At 71.8% G+C, this 15,087-nt stretch carries 12 protein-coding genes and 1 pseudogene; 8 read left to right on the top strand and 5 right to left on the bottom strand.

The genetic code is table 11. From position 1 onward, the window contains the following. Positions 1 to 23: 23 nt before the first annotated feature. The 3 genes from EDD90_RS03565 to EDD90_RS03555 all read left to right on the top strand — a co-directional run bounded on the left by EDD90_RS03565 (position 24) and on the right by EDD90_RS03555 (position 3,884). Positions 24 to 962 (top strand): glutaminase, encoded by a 939-nt coding sequence (locus EDD90_RS03565; protein WP_123971698.1) that lies wholly within the window; start codon positions 24 to 26, stop codon positions 960 to 962. Positions 963 to 1,146: 184 nt separating this feature from the next. Beyond that, a complete protein-coding gene (gene mptB / locus EDD90_RS03560; protein WP_123971697.1) occupies positions 1,147 to 2,541 on the top strand; it encodes a polyprenol phosphomannose-dependent alpha 1,6 mannosyltransferase MptB in 1,395 nt (464 codons plus the stop codon). Then, the gene (locus tag EDD90_RS03555) at positions 2,538 to 3,884 is read left to right on the top strand and encodes a glycosyltransferase 87 family protein (protein ID WP_123971696.1); all 1,347 of its coding nucleotides are present in this window, start codon (positions 2,538 to 2,540) and stop codon (positions 3,882 to 3,884) included. The genes mptB and EDD90_RS03555 overlap by 4 nt, the downstream gene beginning before the upstream one ends. A gap of 89 nt (positions 3,885 to 3,973) precedes the next feature. On the opposite strand, the pseudogene EDD90_RS03550 reads toward EDD90_RS03555, so the two are convergent. Beyond that, positions 3,974 to 4,819 (bottom strand): annotated as a pseudogene (locus EDD90_RS03550) (D-alanyl-D-alanine carboxypeptidase family protein); the annotation flags it as partial. Between the two features lie 94 nt (positions 4,820 to 4,913). Further along, complete coding sequence (rho, locus tag EDD90_RS03545) at positions 4,914 to 6,062, bottom strand: transcription termination factor Rho (RefSeq protein ID WP_123971695.1); 1,149 nt, start codon at positions 6,060 to 6,062, stop codon at positions 4,914 to 4,916. 378 nt (positions 6,063 to 6,440) lie between these two features. Here rho and EDD90_RS03540 point away from each other — a divergent pair, with 378 nt between their 5' ends. The 4 genes from EDD90_RS03540 to EDD90_RS03525 all read left to right on the top strand — a co-directional run bounded on the left by EDD90_RS03540 (position 6,441) and on the right by EDD90_RS03525 (position 10,555). Then, positions 6,441 to 7,682, top strand: coding sequence for a cytochrome P450 (locus EDD90_RS03540; RefSeq protein ID WP_123971694.1), 1,242 nt, complete (start codon positions 6,441 to 6,443; stop codon positions 7,680 to 7,682). A 124-nt stretch (positions 7,683 to 7,806) separates the two neighbouring features. Further along, on the top strand, positions 7,807 to 8,577 hold the full coding sequence (locus EDD90_RS03535; protein WP_123971693.1) for an SDR family NAD(P)-dependent oxidoreductase: 771 nt from the start codon (positions 7,807 to 7,809) through the stop codon (positions 8,575 to 8,577). Between the two features lie 6 nt (positions 8,578 to 8,583). After that, the gene (locus tag EDD90_RS03530; protein ID WP_123971692.1) at positions 8,584 to 9,024 is read left to right on the top strand and encodes a VOC family protein; all 441 of its coding nucleotides are present in this window, start codon (positions 8,584 to 8,586) and stop codon (positions 9,022 to 9,024) included. 13 nt (positions 9,025 to 9,037) lie between these two features. Then, entirely contained in the window at positions 9,038 to 10,555 is a 1,518-nt protein-coding gene (locus tag EDD90_RS03525; protein ID WP_123971691.1) for an MFS transporter, read from the top strand. Positions 10,556 to 10,624: 69 nt separating this feature from the next. Here EDD90_RS03525 and EDD90_RS03520 read toward each other — a convergent pair whose 3' ends face one another. After that, positions 10,625 to 11,923 carry a cytochrome P450 gene (locus EDD90_RS03520; RefSeq protein WP_123971690.1) on the bottom strand — a complete coding sequence of 433 codons (1,299 nt, stop codon included), beginning with the start codon at positions 11,921 to 11,923 and terminating at the stop codon, positions 10,625 to 10,627. A 393-nt stretch (positions 11,924 to 12,316) separates the two neighbouring features. On the opposite strand from EDD90_RS03520, the gene EDD90_RS03515 reads away from it, so the two are divergent. Next, on the top strand, positions 12,317 to 13,252 hold the full coding sequence (locus EDD90_RS03515) for a hypothetical protein (protein ID WP_260327598.1): 936 nt from the start codon (positions 12,317 to 12,319) through the stop codon (positions 13,250 to 13,252). A 3-nt stretch (positions 13,253 to 13,255) separates the two neighbouring features. Here the strand turns inward: EDD90_RS03515 and EDD90_RS03510 are convergent, their stop codons facing one another. Both EDD90_RS03510 and EDD90_RS03505 read right to left on the bottom strand, forming a co-directional pair. Then, a complete protein-coding gene (locus EDD90_RS03510; protein ID WP_123971689.1) occupies positions 13,256 to 14,026 on the bottom strand; it encodes an SDR family NAD(P)-dependent oxidoreductase in 771 nt (256 codons plus the stop codon). A 51-nt stretch (positions 14,027 to 14,077) separates the two neighbouring features. Next, a complete protein-coding gene (locus EDD90_RS03505) occupies positions 14,078 to 15,061 on the bottom strand; it encodes a LysR family transcriptional regulator (RefSeq protein WP_123971688.1) in 984 nt (327 codons plus the stop codon). Between the last annotated feature and the right edge of the window lie 26 nt (positions 15,062 to 15,087).

Genomic DNA, 15,087 nt, shown 5'->3' with positions numbered 1-15,087 from the left:
ACCAGGACCGGCATGGAGGCACAATGGTGATCATGACAATGTCGTCGTCCCCCGCCTTCCTGCCGGTCCTGGAGCGCATCGCCGAGGAGATAGGCCGCACGCCCGGCCGCGGCCGCCCCGCCGACTACATCCCGGCCCTCGCCGCCTGCGATCCGCGCAGCTTCGGCATGGCGGTCGCCGAACTGGACGGCACGGTCTACGGCGTGGGGGAGTGGCGGCAGCCGTTCTCCACGCAGTCCATCACCAAGGTCTTCACCCTCGCCCTGGACCTCTCCCGCGAGGGCGACGAACTCTGGGAACACGTCGGCCGTGAACCCTCCGGCAACCCGTTCAACTCCCTGGTCCAGCTGGAGTACGAGCAGGGCATCCCGCGCAACCCCTTCATCAACGCCGGCGCCCTCGTCGTCACCGACCGCCTCCAGACCCGTACCGGGGACGCCGCCGGGGAACTGCTCTCCTTCCTGCGCGCCGAGAGCGGCAACGCCTCCCTGGACTTCGACAAGGAGGTGGCCGCCTCGGAGTCCCAGCACGGCGACCGCAACGCCGCGCTGGCCCACTTCATGGCCTCCTACGGCAACATCGACAACGACATCCCGGTCCTGCTCGACCAGTACTTCCGCCAGTGCTCGGTGGCCGCCTCCTGCGCCGACCTCGCCCTGGCGACCACGTTCCTGGCCCGCCACGGCATCCGCGCCGACGGCACCCGCCTGCTGACCAGAAGCCAGGCGAAGCAGGTCAACGCGGTGATGCTGACCTGCGGCACGTACGACGCGGCGGGCGACTTCGCGTACCGGGTGGGCCTGCCGGGAAAGAGCGGGGTGGGCGGCGGCATCATCGCCGTGGTGCCGGGCCGTTGTGCGATCTGCGTGTGGAGCCCGGGGCTGGATGAAAGGGGCAACTCGGTGGCGGGAGTGGCGGCGCTGGACCGCTTCACCACTTTGACAGGCCTGTCGGTGTTCTAGCGCCCTGACGGGGCGCTGGGGGTACCCCCGGCCGAAGGCTGGGGGAGGAACTGCGCGACCAGCCCCCACCCACCCGCACCCGACAACGCAGCCACCCCCCACAGGTAACAGCCAGGCCGCCCCCAGGAAAACACCCCGTCGCTTTCCGGCCACCCACCATTGACACGCTGACCCAGTGTTGGCCATGGCTTTCCCCGTCGATCTACGCCGCTGCCAGGTTCTGGGACTGGCAGGCACCGCCTTCCTCGCGCTGGGAGGTGAGACCGCCGGCGCCCTGCCCGTGGAGGATCTGCTCGCACCCAGCCCCGTACAGGCGGCGTTCGGCCTGGTCGGTGTCTACTTCGGCGTCGTACTGCTGATAGCGGCGTGGCTGCTGCTCGGCCGCCTCGTGCGCAGCGCAGCGCCACCCACCCCGCGACAGCTGCTGCTGGTCCTCGCCGTCTGGGCGGCCCCGCTGCTGCTCGCGCCGCCGCTGTTCAGCCGGGACGTCTACAGCTACCTCGCCCAGGGCGCGATGGTGGACGCGCACATGGACGTCTACACGTCCGGCCCCGCCCAGCTCGGCGGTCCGCTGGCCGACGAGGTCGCGCCGGTGTGGCAGAACACCGCCGCCCCGTACGGCCCCGCCTTCATGGGGATGGCCTCGCTGCTGTCCGGGCTGACCCGGGGCGAACTCCCGGCCGGCCTCTTCGGGATGCGCCTGGTGGCCCTGTTCGGCGTCGGCCTGATGGCGGCCGCACTGCCCCGGCTCGCCCGGCACAGCGGCGCCGACCCGGCCGCCGCGCTCTGGCTCGGCGCCCTCAACCCGCTCGTGCTGCTGCACCTGGTCGCCGGCGCCCACAACGACGCGATCATGCTCGGACTGCTCGGCCTCGGCCTGGTCGCGGCGCTGGGCCGCTGGCCGATCCTCGGAGCCGTGCTCGTCACGCTCGCGGCGCTGGTGAAGGCGCCCGCCGCGCTGGGCCTGCTGGCCGTGATCGTCGTACAGACGCGCAAGGGCCGCAGCCCGGTACGCGCCACTCTCATCACGGCGGCCGCGTCCGGGGCCACGACGGTGGTCGCGACCGCAGTCGCCGGAACCGGGTACGGGTGGATAAGGGCGCTCGACACGCCCGTCTCCCCGCACAACTGGGCGCTCAGCAGCCTGCTCGGCCGGGCCACCGGCGCGCTGCTCGAACACCTCGGCAGCGGCCTGGCGCCGCTGGCCGTCCCGGCCTGGCATCTGCTCGGGCTCGCGCTGACCGCCGTGACCGTGCTGCTGATATGGGTCCGGCTGCGGCCCCGCCCGGTCTACGCCCTGGGGCTGAGCCTGGCCGCGGTGGCCGCGTTCGGCCCGGCGATCCGGCCCTGGTACGCGATCTGGGGCCTGTTCCTGATAGCGGCCGCCGCACCCAGCACCTCGGTACGGCACCGGGTGGCCGCCGTCACCGGGGTGCTCGCCCTCGCCGTGCTGCCCAGCGGCGGACCCGCTGACGTCGGCCAGTTGGTTCTCGCCGTCTCCGGCGGGGTGCTCGGGGTGGTCGTGCTCTGGCAGGCCCACCAGGCCGCGCAGGCCCCGGCCGTGGGACGTACGGCATGAGCGGACCGCGTACCGACCGGGGGAGGCTGCTGCTCGTCCTGGTCCTCGTCGCCGCCGTGACCGTGTTCACGGCCACCGTGCCGCTGCTGCGCGACTGGTTCGACCTGCGCGTGTACTACGGCACCGTGCACACCTGGGTGCACCACGGCGGGCGGATCTACGACTACCGGGTGCCCGGGACGGCCTACGGGTTCACCTATCCGCCGTTCGCCGCGCTCGGCATGCTGCCCATGGCGCTGGTGGGGCTGCACCTGGCCATCGCCGTCTCGCTGGTGCTGAACCTGGCCGCGCTGGCCTTCGTGCTGCGGATCCTGGCCGGGCCGGGCTGGCGGCGGTGGGGCTGGTACCGCTGGGCCCTGACCCTGTGCGCGCTGGCGCTGTTCGAGCCCTTGCGGGACACCTTCAGCTTCGGCCAGGTGAACGTGATACTGCTCGCCCTGGTGCTGGTGGACTGCTGTCTGCTGCGCAGCGGGCGGGGCCGCTGGGCAGGGGCCGGGATCGGGCTGGCCGCCGCGGTCAAGCTCACGCCTGCGCTGTTCATCGGCATGCTGCTGCTCGCGCGTAGGTGGCGGGCGGCGGCGACGGCCACGGCGGTGGCGCTCGCCGCCACCGGTCTCGCCGCCTGGGCCGACCCGAAGGCGTCCCGCTTCTACTGGACGCAGGCGCTCTGGGACACCAGCAGGGTCGGCCGGCTCGACTATGTGTCGAACCAGTCGCTGCAGGGTGTACTGGCCCGGCTCGGGCATCCGGACAAGCCGCTGTGGGCGACGGCGGTGCTGCTCACCCTCGCCGTGTGGGCGTGGCGGACCCACAAGGCCCTGGCGGCCGGGGACTGGACGGCCGCGTTCGCGCTCACCGGTCTCGCCGCCTGCCTGGTCAGCCCGATCACCTGGGTGCACCATCTGGTGTGGGTGCTGCCGTCGTTCGCGATCCTGGCCCGTGCGGGGTACCCGCGGATCGCGGGCGCCCTCTACGCGGTCATGTGCACCAGTGTGGTGTGGCTCTGGTTCGACGACGCGTCCGGCATCGACGGGTTCCTCGGCAGCAACCTCTACACCTGGATCACGCTGGGCCTGCTGCTCCGGCTGCCGACCGGTCAGTCCCGCGGGGACCTGTCGGAGCGGTCGCCCTTGAGCCGCATCGCCAGAGCCACGGCCCCCGCGCCGAGACCCGCGAAGGCCGCGGCGATGGCGCTGTCCGACCAGCCGGAGTCGTCCTCGGGCGCGGTGGCCGCCGCCATCGGCGCGGTGCTCGGTCCCGGCCGGGGGGCGGGCCGCAGAGCGTCCAGCGAACCCACCGGATCCACCCGCCCGGCCGCGCCGAAGCCCCAGTCGAGCAGCTGACGGGCCTCGTCGTACACGCCGCCGTCCTGGGGGTTCATCACCGTCACGACGAGGGTGCGCCCGCCCCGCCGGGCGGCGGCGACGAGGGTGTTGCCGGCGTTGCTGGTGTAGCCGTTCTTGATCCCGATCAGGCCGGGGTAGCGCGGCACACCGTCCTCGCCGGTCAGCAGCCGGTTGGTGTTCTCGATGCCGAACGTCCAGCCGTCGCCGGCCGGGAAGCGGGCCTCGGCGGTGGAGCAGTACCGGGCGAAGTCGCGATTGCGCAGCCCGGCCCGGCCGAACACCGCCAGGTCGAACGCCGAGGAGACCTGCCCCGGCGCGTCATAGCCGTCGGGGGACTCGACATGGGTGTCGAGGGCGCCCAGGGACCGGGCCTCGGTCTGCATCCGGGTGACGGTGCGGTCCCAGCCCCCGTTGAGGGCGGCGAGGACGTGCACGGCGTCGTTGCCGGAGCTCAGGAAGACCCCGCGCCACAGGTCGGACACCCGGTAGGTGTGCCCCTCCTCGACACCGACCAGGCTGCTGCCCTCGGCGACGTCCGCCAACTCCGCGGCCTTCACCCGGTGTTCCATACCGGCCGGCAGGACGGGCAGCACGGTGAGCGCGAACAGGGTCTTCAGCGTGCTGGCCGGCGGCAGCCTGAGGTGCGCCTCGTTCGCCGCCAGCACCTGGCCGCTGTCCGCGTCGGCGACCAGCCAGGACAGCGCGGAGACGTCCGGTACCGCGGGTGCCCCGAGGTGCGGACGCACCTGGGTGCCGGAGCGGTAGAGCAGCGACGGCCCCGGCACCACCGCCCTCGGGGGCGGAGCCGGATCCAGCGCCCCCGTGGTGGCGGCGGCCGTACCGGGCGTCAGCGCCAGCAGGCCCGCCAGACAGAGGGAGCAGGCCGACACCGCCACTCGACGAGGGAAGTGGTCAGAGAATCCGAACGTCATATGATCAACGTAGGAACGGGGGCGGTGTACGGCGCGCTGCCCGGGCCGGTAGGACTACGTGAGCAACCCGGATGCCGCACGCACGGCCCGGGCGTCAGCCCGCCGGCAGCGTCGGCTGGACGCGCCGCAGGAAGGTGGCGTTGTCCGGCGTCTCGCGCATCCGCTGCAGCAGCGTCTCCAGACCGCCCGAGGTGCCCTCCCGGCTCTGCAGGGCCCGGCGCAGTCCGCGTACGGCGGTCAACTCGGCCGGGGTGAGCAGAAGTTCCTCGCGGCGGGTACCGGAGGGGGCGATGTCCAGGGCGGGGAAGACCCGCCGGGAGGCCAGTTCGCGGTCCAGTCGCAGCTCCATGTTGCCGGTGCTCTTCAGCTCCTCGAAGAAGTAGCCGTCGGCCCGGGAGCCGGTGTCCACCAGGGCGGTGGCCAGGATGGTGAGCGAGCCGCCCTCCTCGGCCTTGCGGGCGGCGCCGAAGAACCGCTTGGGGCCGAGCAGCGCACCGGCGTCTACACCGCCGCTGAGGGTACGGCCGTTGGAGGCGGCCGCGTTGTTGTGGGCCCGGCAGAGCCGGGTCAGGGAGTCCAGGAGGATGACGACGTCCTGGCCGTCCTCGACGAGCCGCTTGGCCCGCTCGACGACGAGTTCGGCCAGCGCGATGTGCTCCTTGGCGGGCCGGTCGAAGGTGGAGGCGTACACCTCGCCCTGCACGGAGCGCCGCATGTCGGTGACTTCCTCGGGGCGCTCGTCGAGCAGCAGTACCATCAGACGGCACTCCGGGTGGTTGCCGGCGACGGCGGCCGCGAGCTGCTGGAGCAGCACGGTCTTGCCGGTCTTCGGCGGGGCCACGATCAGGCCGCGCTGTCCCTTGCCGACCGGCGCGAACAGGTCGGCGATCCGTCCGGCGAGACCGGAGGCCGGGTGTTCGAGGCGGATCCGCTCGTGCGGGTGCAGCGGGGTCAGGTCACGGAAGTGGCGGCGGCCGCGCAGGTCTTCGGGCGTACGGCCGTTGACGCGCGTGACCTCGGTCAGCGCGCGCTGGTCGCCCCGGACGCCCTCGACGAGGTCGCCCTTGCGCAGGCCGTGACGGCGGATCAGTGCGGGGGAGACCTGGGGGTCGCCGGGGGAGGACAGGCAGCCAGGGGCCCGCAGCTGCCCCTTCCCGCCCGCGTCGATGTCGAGGACACCGGTGACGGGCCGGGTGGCGTTCCGGGCCTGCTGCTGTACGGGGGGTTCGAGTGTGGTGGTCATGAAGGGTGGTCCTTTCGCGGACGGAAGACATGAAGGAACGAGGGAGTGGGCCGCGAGCGGGAGGGCATGTGCGCATGCCTCCGTGCGGCGGGAACGACACCTCGGGAGCCGTTGTCGACGGCGGAGAAGTCCTGGTCGCGAGGTGGAGCTGAGAAGCCGGCGGGCCGGTCGGCAGGCGACGGGCGGTACGGCTGAAAGGAGTGGAACCGGCACTCGGCGCCCGACAGGGGCGGCCACAGGTGCTGATCGCACTATACCCAGGGTTCCGTGCCGGTCAACATGACGCCGGTCACGGATATTCCCGACCCTCGGCCCGGCGGGCTCATGTGCGCCTAGGATCTGCGATGCCCGCGTCGTACGGCTGTCAAGGAGCCCCCGGTGGAGACCCCGCCCCTGCCGAACCGTCCGGCCCCCGCCGGCGGCTGCCCGCACGCTGAGAACGCCGGGCTGCTGGCGCGCGGTGCCGTGACGCCGGTCGTGCTGCCGGGCGGCATCGAGGGCATGGCCGTCCTCGGGCACGAGGCGCTCAAGGAGTTTCTCCAGCTGCCCGAAGCCGCCAAGAACGTACGGCACTTCACCGCACTGGGAGAGGGCCGGATCCCCGCGGGATGGCCGCTGCTGACCTTCGCCACCGTGCGGGGCATGACCACCGCAGACGGGGACGACCACCGCAGACTGCGGGGACTGGTCAGCCGGGCGTTCACACCCCGCCGGGTGGCCGAACTGCGCCCCTGGATCGAGGAGTTGACCGACGCGCTCCTCGACGATCTGGAGCGGGCCGCTGTCGAGGGCGGTGGGGTCGCCGATCTGCGGCGGCACTTCGCGCTGCCGCTGCCCATGGAGGTGATCTGCGAACTCCTGGGCGTGGACGCCGAGTTCCGGCACCGGCTGCACCATCTGTCCAGCCAGGTCGTGGCCACCGACATCGAACCCGGCGCCGCCGTCGCCGCCAACCGGGAGCTGGTCGCCGTACTCGCCGCCGTCGCCGCCGCCCGCGCCGAGCGGCCCGGCCACGACCTCACCAGCGCCCTGATCGCCGCCCGGGACGAGGACGGGGACCGGCTCGGGCAGGAGGAGCTCATCGGCACCCTGGTGTTGATGATCATCGCCGGGCACGAGACCACGCTCAACCTCATCACCAACGCGGTCCGCGCCCTGTGCGGCCACCGCGACCAGCTCGCACTCGTCCGGAAGGGGGAGGCGGACTGGGCGGACGTGGTGGAGGAGACCCTGCGCTGGGATGCCCCGGTCAGCTACTTCCCGTTCCGGTACCCCGTGCGGGACCTGACCGTCGACGGCACGGTGATCCCCGCGGGCACCCCGGTTCTGGCCGGCTACTCCGCCGCCGGGCGCGACCCGGCCGCGCACGGCCCGGACGCCGGCCGGTTCGACGTCACCCGGCCCGCCCGCCCCGACGCCGTACGCCATCTCTCCCTCGGCCACGGCGCCCACTACTGCCTGGGCGCCCCGCTGGCCCGTCTGGAGGCCACGGTCGCCCTGGAGCGGCTCTTCGACCGCTTCCCCGCCCTGGACCTCGCCGTGCCCGAGGACCGCCTCGCCCCGCTCGCAGGGTTCGTCGGCAACAGCGTCCAGGCCCTTCCGGTGCGGCTGAGCACCTGAGGCGCATACCAGCCATACGAACCCCCGATGCCCTTTCCCCGGTGCCTTTCTTGTTCTGGGCAAAGGCCGTACCTACGCTGCCAGGACCGCACTCGGGCGGCATGGGACAAGGGGCTTCGCAATCATGGGTCGATTGGCCGGAAAAATCGCTTTCATCAGTGGAACGGGGGCCGGAATCGGCCGGGCCGCGGCACAGGTGTTCGCGGCCGAGGGCGCCACCGTATTCGGCTGCGACATCGACGAGGAGAGCGCGGCGGAAACCGTGGAACTCGTCGAGAAGTCCGGCGGCGTCATGCGTTCGCTGGCCCCGGTCGACCTTTCCACCGAGGCCGGGGCCCGGGAATGGATCGAGGCCGGGATCGACGCGTTCGGCGGGATCGACATCCTCTACAACAACGCCTCCGCTCTGCGGAACGGCCCCTTCGAGACGATGCCGGCGGCCGACTGGTACTTCACCATCAAGAACGAGCTGGACATCCCCTACTTCTGCACCCAGGCCGCCTGGCCGCACCTGATCGCGCGCGGCGGCGGCGCCGTCCTGAACGTCGCCTCCGTGGCTGCCGAGCGCGGCGCGCTGTTCATGCCGATGGTGCCGCACGGCGCCGCCAAGGGCGGGGTCCTCGCGATGACCAAGCACCTGTGCGCGGCCGGTGCCCCGCACCACATCCGCGTCAACAGCATCGCCCCCGGCATGACCCGGACCTCCGCCACCGCGCCCTTCCTCGACGACCCGGACGGACCGAAGGCCCAGCTGGAGGCACGGATCCCGGTCGGCCGGGTCGGGCAGCCGGAGGACATCGCGCGCGCCGCGGCCTTCCTCTGCTCCGACGAGGCGGCCTTCGTCAACGGCGCCAACCTCATGGTCGACGGCGGCGACAGCGCGATGGCGGGCTGAGCGGGCATGCACGCACGACTCGACCACGTGGGCCTGAACGTACGCGACCTGCCCGCCCAACTCGCCTGGTACCGGACGGTCTTCGGACTGGAGACCGTCTTCGAGTTCCATCTCGACGGCCCCGGACTGACCGGTGTCGTCCTGGAACACCCGCACGGCTGGCGCATCGAACTGCTCGCCAGGCCCGGGTCCGCACCCGGCCTCAGGGCACCCGACCCGATGACCGCCGTCCTCACCGAGGGATACGGGCACTTCGCGGTCACCACCCCCGAACTCGACCCCGTCTACACCGCGTTGAAGACCCATGGAGCGAGCGAGGTCCTCGCCCCCGGTCCGTCCCCCGAACCGGGGGTGCGGATGGCCTGGGTCAAGGACCCGGAGGGAAATCTCATCGAACTCATAGAACGCGGCGAAACCGAAGAGCGCGGCACCACTGACAATCCCTGAGACGGAGTACGGAATGACCAACGCCGTGAAGAAGCTGGACGTGGGCACGCTCATAGCCTGTTGTCTGGCGGTTGCCGCCGCGCAGCTCTGCATTACCGTCCCCTCGCCCATCAACGGGGAAATCCAGGCCGCATTCGGGGCGTCCGGATCCCAAGTCGCCTGGGTCACCTCCGCGTTCATCCTCCCCACCGCGATCCTGGAACTGAATTTCGGTGTCCTGGGCGACCTGTTCGGCCGTAAGCGGCTGCTGGTCCTCGGCGGATTCGTGCTGGCGCTCGGTGAACTCCTCAACGCCACCTCCCAGAACATCACCATGCTCTGGATCGGCCAGGCCCTCGCCGGTGTCGGCGCCGCCGCCCTTTTCCCGAGCTCCCTCGCCGTGATCGCGGCCGCGACGCCCGACGAGAAGGACCGCGCCAAGGCGGTCTCGACCTGGGCGCTGAGCATCTCCCTCGCCTCTGCCGTCGGCCCGCTGTCCTCCGGCGTCCTTGCCACCGTCGCCGACTTCCGCTGGGCGTTCGTCCCGCCGGTCGTCCTCGGCATCGCGGTCGGCATCGCCGGCTGGGTGCTGGTCACCGACTCCAGGGCGCCCGAGGGCCGTGCCCTGGACTGGCCCGGCCAGATCACCGTCGCCGTCGGCCTCACCGCCCTGCTGTGGGGCATCATCGAGGGCGGCGACCGCGGCTGGAGCAGCCCCTCGATCGTCCTCGCGCTGGTCCTGGCCGCGGTGGCCCTGGCAGGGTTCGTGTTCGCCGAGAAGCGCGCCGTGTCCCCGATGTTCAACCTGGACCTGCTGAGGATCCCGTCGTTCGCGGCGGCCGCCGTGGTCGCCCTCACCGGGATGTTCGGCTTCATCGGCACGGCCTACGTCGTCTCCATCCGGCTCGGCGCGGTGATGCACCTCAGCGCCCTGCGCGCCGGTATGCCCTTCGTGATCCTCCAGCTGATCCCGCTGCTGCTCGCCCCGGTACTGAGCAGGATGCTGACCCGCGTCGAGCCGCGCCGGCTGCTGATGGGCGGCCTGCTGCCGATGGCGGCCGGCCAGTTCTGGATCGCCGCGCTGCCGATCACCACCACCTCCCTCGCCGCCTTCATCGGCCCGGTGCTGCTGCTCGGCGTCGGCTTCATCTGCGTGGTCTCCTCGCTGACGTCGGCCGCCGTGAACGCGGTGCCGATCGAGATGACCGGCATGGCGAGCGGCGCGACCAGCCTGGTCCGCGAGTTCGGTCAGGGCCTCGGCCCGGCCGTGATCAGCACGGTCGCGATGAGCGCGGCCTCCTCCGCGCTGGCCGGCAAGCTGAGCGGCGCCGACGCCGGCATGGAGGCGGCGGCCGGTCCCCTGGCGGTGGTCAACGCGGGCAGCGACAGTGCCAGGGCCGCCGCGCAGGACGCCCTCGCCCACGGCATGTCCCTGGGCGTGGTGATCTGCGGCTGCGCCTCGCTGCTCGGCGCCGTGGTCACCCTCCTCCTGGTCCGCGGGAACACCGCCCGGGTGACTGCGGGGGCGCCGGTGCAGACCGTGTCCGCCTGATCCTCGACCCACCGAACAGAAGGCCGGGGCCGCTGCTCCGGCCTTCCGCCGTGCCGGGCGTACGGCGGTTCAGCCCGACCTTGCGAGGAAACTCGCCCGCAGGCCTGCCGGTGCGAGTCGGCCGACGAACTCCGGGACCACCGCCGCGGCGTTCGGTGACGTGACGGTGAAGCGCTGCGCGAGTCGCGAGGTGGCCAGGGTGAGCTGGCGCATGGCCAGCGCCGAACCCAGGCAGACCCGTGGTCCGGCACCGAACGGAAGGTAGGCCGGCCCCGGAGCCTGCTGCCCGTCCGACCACCGGGCGGGGTCGAACTCGTCCGGCCGCCGCCACCACCGCGGATCCCGGTGGATCAGGTAGGGATTGAGCAGTACGTCGTCACCGGGGCCGAGCGACCAGTCGCCCAGGAAGGTCGCGGCGCCGGCCGTGCGGGTCATCAACCACGCGGGCGGACACAGGCGCAGCGTTTCGCGGACCACGGCCTCGGCCAGCGGGAGCCGTGCCGCCGACGACGGGGCGCCACCGCCCGTCGGCCCGTCCGCCTCGTCGCGCAGGTCACCGGCGAGCCGGGGGCGGCGGGCGAGTTCCCACACGATCGAGGAGAGCGCGGCGGCGGGCACGCCGTGGCCGCCCATGAGGATGCTGTGGAGCGTCGACGCCACGGTCTCGTCGGGCATGGCCGGATCGGTGTGGAGCAGAAACCCGAGCAGGTCGTTCCCGGGCGCCCGGGAACCCGACGCGCGCCGCTGTCGGACGATCGCGGTCAGCGTGCCGATCAGGCGTCGATAGGCGCGGAAGAACTGACGGTGGCGGGGGATCGGCAGCCACGAGGGGAACTCGTAGGACGAGTCCGTGAACGGCTGGGTGGCGCGGATGATCTCGTGGAGCAGCCCGGGGACGCCGGTGGAGTCCGCGCCGAAGCAGTACTCGGCGATCGCCCGGGCGGTGAACGTCCGCATGACGGGGAGCACGTCGACCGCACGGTCGGCACCGTCGGCCATGACCGCGTCGAGGATCTCGACGGTCCGGCCGTCGGACGCGGCCGCCGCCGCGCGGCCGATCCCCGGCCATGCGGTACGGCGTGCGGCCATCCAGGCGGTGGCCTGAGCGGCGGCCTGGTCGAGATCCCGCCGCATGTCGAAGGGCGCGAGTTCTGTCACGAAGTCGTCGCCGGTGCGGACGAGCACCTCGTGGGTGAGGTCCGGATCGATCACGAACACGGTCTGTTCGTCGAAGGAGAAGACGTCACCGTACTCGCGGTGGCAGCGACGCAGGAATCCGATCCGGTCGGCCTCGTACTCGCGGGTGTTGCCCGTCAGCCAGTGCCCGCGCGGGCCCGGCGGCCGGCTGAGCGTTTCGCGCTGTGCCATCCGGCCTCCCCAGTGGATCGCAGGACCCCGCGTGCGGGATCCTGCGAACGGCGTTTCCACCGATTCCGGTGGATGTGGCCTTCTGCGGAGCGGTGTCGGGCTACCGGAGCTGGTAGGGCCAGTAGGGGTAACGTCCGCTGACCCGCTTCCGGCCGACCAGGCGAGCTACCAGGCGCCGTGTCCGTTTCATGAACACCCCCATGCCATATGGGCGAATATTTGTCCGATCGTGGCACGGCGGCTCACAAGCGGCAATATGCCGGTGGGGTTTTCCCCGCAAGCCGCCGAAAAACTCACGCCAAGTCAGTCGACCGGTGTCGGCGGATGTCCGCAATCCATAACAGTCCTGGCCCGGACGGGACTTGATGTCGGGTTATGCCTTATCTTCACGACATGTCCACGCCACCGGAGCAGCCCCCTTCCCCTCCGCAGCAACCCGTCCCAGCCCCGCAGGACGCCGACGCCTCCCAGTCGGCGCCCGCGCCGCAGCCGCCCGCCGTGCCGCCGCAGCCGACCGCGTACCCGTATCCGAACCCGCAGTCGCCGCCGCCACAGAACCCCTACGCCCAGCCGACCCTCGTCAACCAGCCTGCGCAGCCGATGCCGCAGCCGCAGCCGATGCCGCAGTCGGCCAACCCCTATGCCCCGCAGCCCGGTTACGGCTACCCGCCCGTCACCGCTCCGCCGTCGGGCGGCACGAACACGGCCGCACGGGCCGTGCTGTGGGCCGCGGTGGGCGCGGTGGTCGCCTCCGCGGCCTGGGCCGCCGGCGTTTTTCTGACCGGGGGTTTCGGGGACAAGGCGGATCTGCGCGGCTACACGGCGCCCGCGAACCTCTGCTCCGGCGCGGACTACTCGTCGTTCAAGGAGGAGTACCCCGTCGACGACTCGTCCCCGACGAAGAACGCCATGAAGGACCCGGCCCTGGACGAGAGCGTCTGCAGTCTCAGCCTCAAGAAGACCGGGTCCAGCTACGCGGACGCCTATCTCTCCATACAGGTCGACCTGCACAAGAAGACCAACCCGGGACCGGAGTTCACCGCCACCTGGAAGAACTACGGCGACAGCCACACCGATTACGACGTGACCCCCGTGCAGGGCATCGGCGACGAGGCCTACCTGGTCACCCAGGACACCAGCAACGGCTCCACCACCAGCGGCTCGCGCTACGCCACCCTCGCGGTGCGGGACGGCTGGATGACGTACACCATGTACTACAGCGCGTACCTGTCCTCGTACGAGAGCGACACCAACCCGCCCACGCTCGAGGAGGTGACGGGCTGGCTGAAGTCGGACACCAAGGCCACCCTGCAACAGCTCAAGGGCTGACGCTCAGTCCTGGTCGAGTGCGTTGGTGATCGCCTTCACCGGGCCGTGCGAGGAGTAGCCGCCGTCGACGGTGATCTCCGCGCCGTTGACGTACGACGCCTCGTCGGACAGGAGATAGACGACGAGCGGGGCCACCTCGTCGACCGTGCCGGGGCGGCCCTGGGGTGTCATGGCGAGGTGGGCGGCGACGAACACCGGGTTGGCGGTCGCCATCAGCGGGGTCTCGATGTATCCGGGGTGGACGATGTTGGTCCGGATGCCGCGCGGGGCCAGCTCCAGGGCCGCCACCTTCGACAGCCCCCGCAGCGCCCACTTGCTGGTCGTGTACGCGACGGCGTGGTGCGCGGTGAGCCCGGCGACCGAGCCGACGTTCACGATCGAGGAGCCGGCCGGCATCAGCGGGGCCAGGGCCTGGATGCCGAGCAGGGCGCCGGTGGTGTTCACGGCGAAGGCCCGGTTCCAGTCGGCGAGCCCGACCTCGCCGAGCCGGGCCCGCATCGGGATGCCCGCGTTGTTCACCAGGCCGTGCACGACGTCCAGGGAGTCCGCGAGCAACGCCCAGTCCTCGGCCGAGGTCACGTCCAGGTGGACGTAGCGGACGTCGAGGCCGTCGGCGCGCAGGGACGCGGCGAGCTTCTCCCCGGCCTCGTCCAGCACATCGGTCGCGATCACCGTGGCACCCTCCCGGGCGGCCGCGGCCGCCTCCGCGGCCCCCTGGCCCTGTGCGGCTCCGGTGACGACGACGGTACGGCCGGCCAGGCGCGTGCGGCTCACGGCTTCCACGGTTTCCTCCACGGGGGCGTGCGGGATGTTCTCCCGTCCACGCTAGGAAGCCGCGGACAGCTCCGGAAACGCGCTCTCGGGATGGGTGGCATCCGCCTTGGCGATTTCGATCGGGGCATCCTGGCTCAGCGCCGTCCCGACCTTGCGGACCGTGTCCCGCAGCCAGCGGTGCGCCGGGTCGCCGTGCCGGTTGTGATGCCAGTACATGGCCTCCACCAGCGGCACATCCGGGAACGGCGCCGGTACGACCGCACAGCGCGCGAAGTCCTCGTAGCGCCGCGCCAGCCGCTCCGGGACCATCGCCACCAGGTCCGTGCCGCTCACCAGGAACGGCAGCACGCTGAAGCCCGGCGTGCTGACCTGCACCTTCGGGGAGATCCCGAGGGTCTCCAGCTGTCGCTCGGCCGGGGTGTGGCTCTTGCCGATGGCGCAGGCCGCGTGCGGCATCTCCGCCAGGTCGCGCAGGGAGAGCCGGCCGTCCACCAGACGCGGGTTGGCCGGGTCGACGATGCACACGAACCGGTCGTGCATCACGGCCTCGCTGACCCCGGGCAGCTGATAGCCGAGCGGCACGATCATCAGGTCGTGACAGCGCAGATGCGTCTCGGTCTCCAGCTGCCCGTCGATGATCGGGTGGAAGTCGATCCGGATGCCCGGCGCCTCGGCGGCGATGACCCGCAGCAGCGGCTCCACGAACACCGTCATCACATAGTCCGACATCACCACGGAGAACCGCTGGCGGCTGCGCCCCGGGTCGAAGTGCCGGGTCAGCGACAGCGCCTCCTCGGCCTTCTGCAGCGACCCCTGGACGACCGGCAGCAGCCGCTCCGCGAGCGGCGTCAGCTCGTACTCCCGGCCCACCCGGATCAGCAGCTCGTCGTTGAAGTGCCGGCGCAGCCGCGCCAGCGAGCCGCTCATCGCGGACTGGCTGGTGGACAGCCGTACACCCGCGTGGGTGACGTTCTTCTCCTCGAGGAGTGCCTCCAGTGCCACCAGAAGATTGAGATCGATCGCTCCGAGACCCACGGATGTCCCCTTCCGGCCGGCCACGT

This window comes from Streptomyces sp. Ag109_O5-1, assembly GCF_003814875.1.
Taxonomy (GTDB): Bacteria; Actinomycetota; Actinomycetes; order Streptomycetales; family Streptomycetaceae; genus Streptomyces; species Streptomyces sasae.
The sequence above is the reverse complement of the archived record's forward strand: the minus strand, read 5'-3'. Positions and strand labels throughout refer to the sequence as shown.

Excerpts from the sequence above, each read along its gene's own strand:
- EDD90_RS03565 (WP_123971698.1), top strand. The coding sequence starts at position 24 with ATGGTGATCATGACAATGTCGTCGTCCCCCGCCTTCCTGCCGGTCCTG.
- EDD90_RS03555 (WP_123971696.1), top strand. The coding sequence starts at position 2,538 with ATGAGCGGACCGCGTACCGACCGGGGGAGGCTGCTGCTCGTCCTGGTC.
- mptB (WP_123971697.1), top strand. The coding sequence starts at position 1,147 with ATGGCTTTCCCCGTCGATCTACGCCGCTGCCAGGTTCTGGGACTGGCA.
- EDD90_RS03525 (WP_123971691.1), top strand. The coding sequence starts at position 9,038 with ATGACCAACGCCGTGAAGAAGCTGGACGTGGGCACGCTCATAGCCTGT.
- EDD90_RS03515 (WP_260327598.1), top strand. The coding sequence starts at position 12,317 with ATGTCCACGCCACCGGAGCAGCCCCCTTCCCCTCCGCAGCAACCCGTC.
- EDD90_RS03535 (WP_123971693.1), top strand. The coding sequence starts at position 7,807 with ATGGGTCGATTGGCCGGAAAAATCGCTTTCATCAGTGGAACGGGGGCC.
- rho (WP_123971695.1), bottom strand. The coding sequence starts at position 6,062 with ATGACCACCACACTCGAACCCCCCGTACAGCAGCAGGCCCGGAACGCC.
- EDD90_RS03520 (WP_123971690.1), bottom strand. The coding sequence starts at position 11,923 with ATGGCACAGCGCGAAACGCTCAGCCGGCCGCCGGGCCCGCGCGGGCAC.
- EDD90_RS03530 (WP_123971692.1), top strand. The coding sequence starts at position 8,584 with ATGCACGCACGACTCGACCACGTGGGCCTGAACGTACGCGACCTGCCC.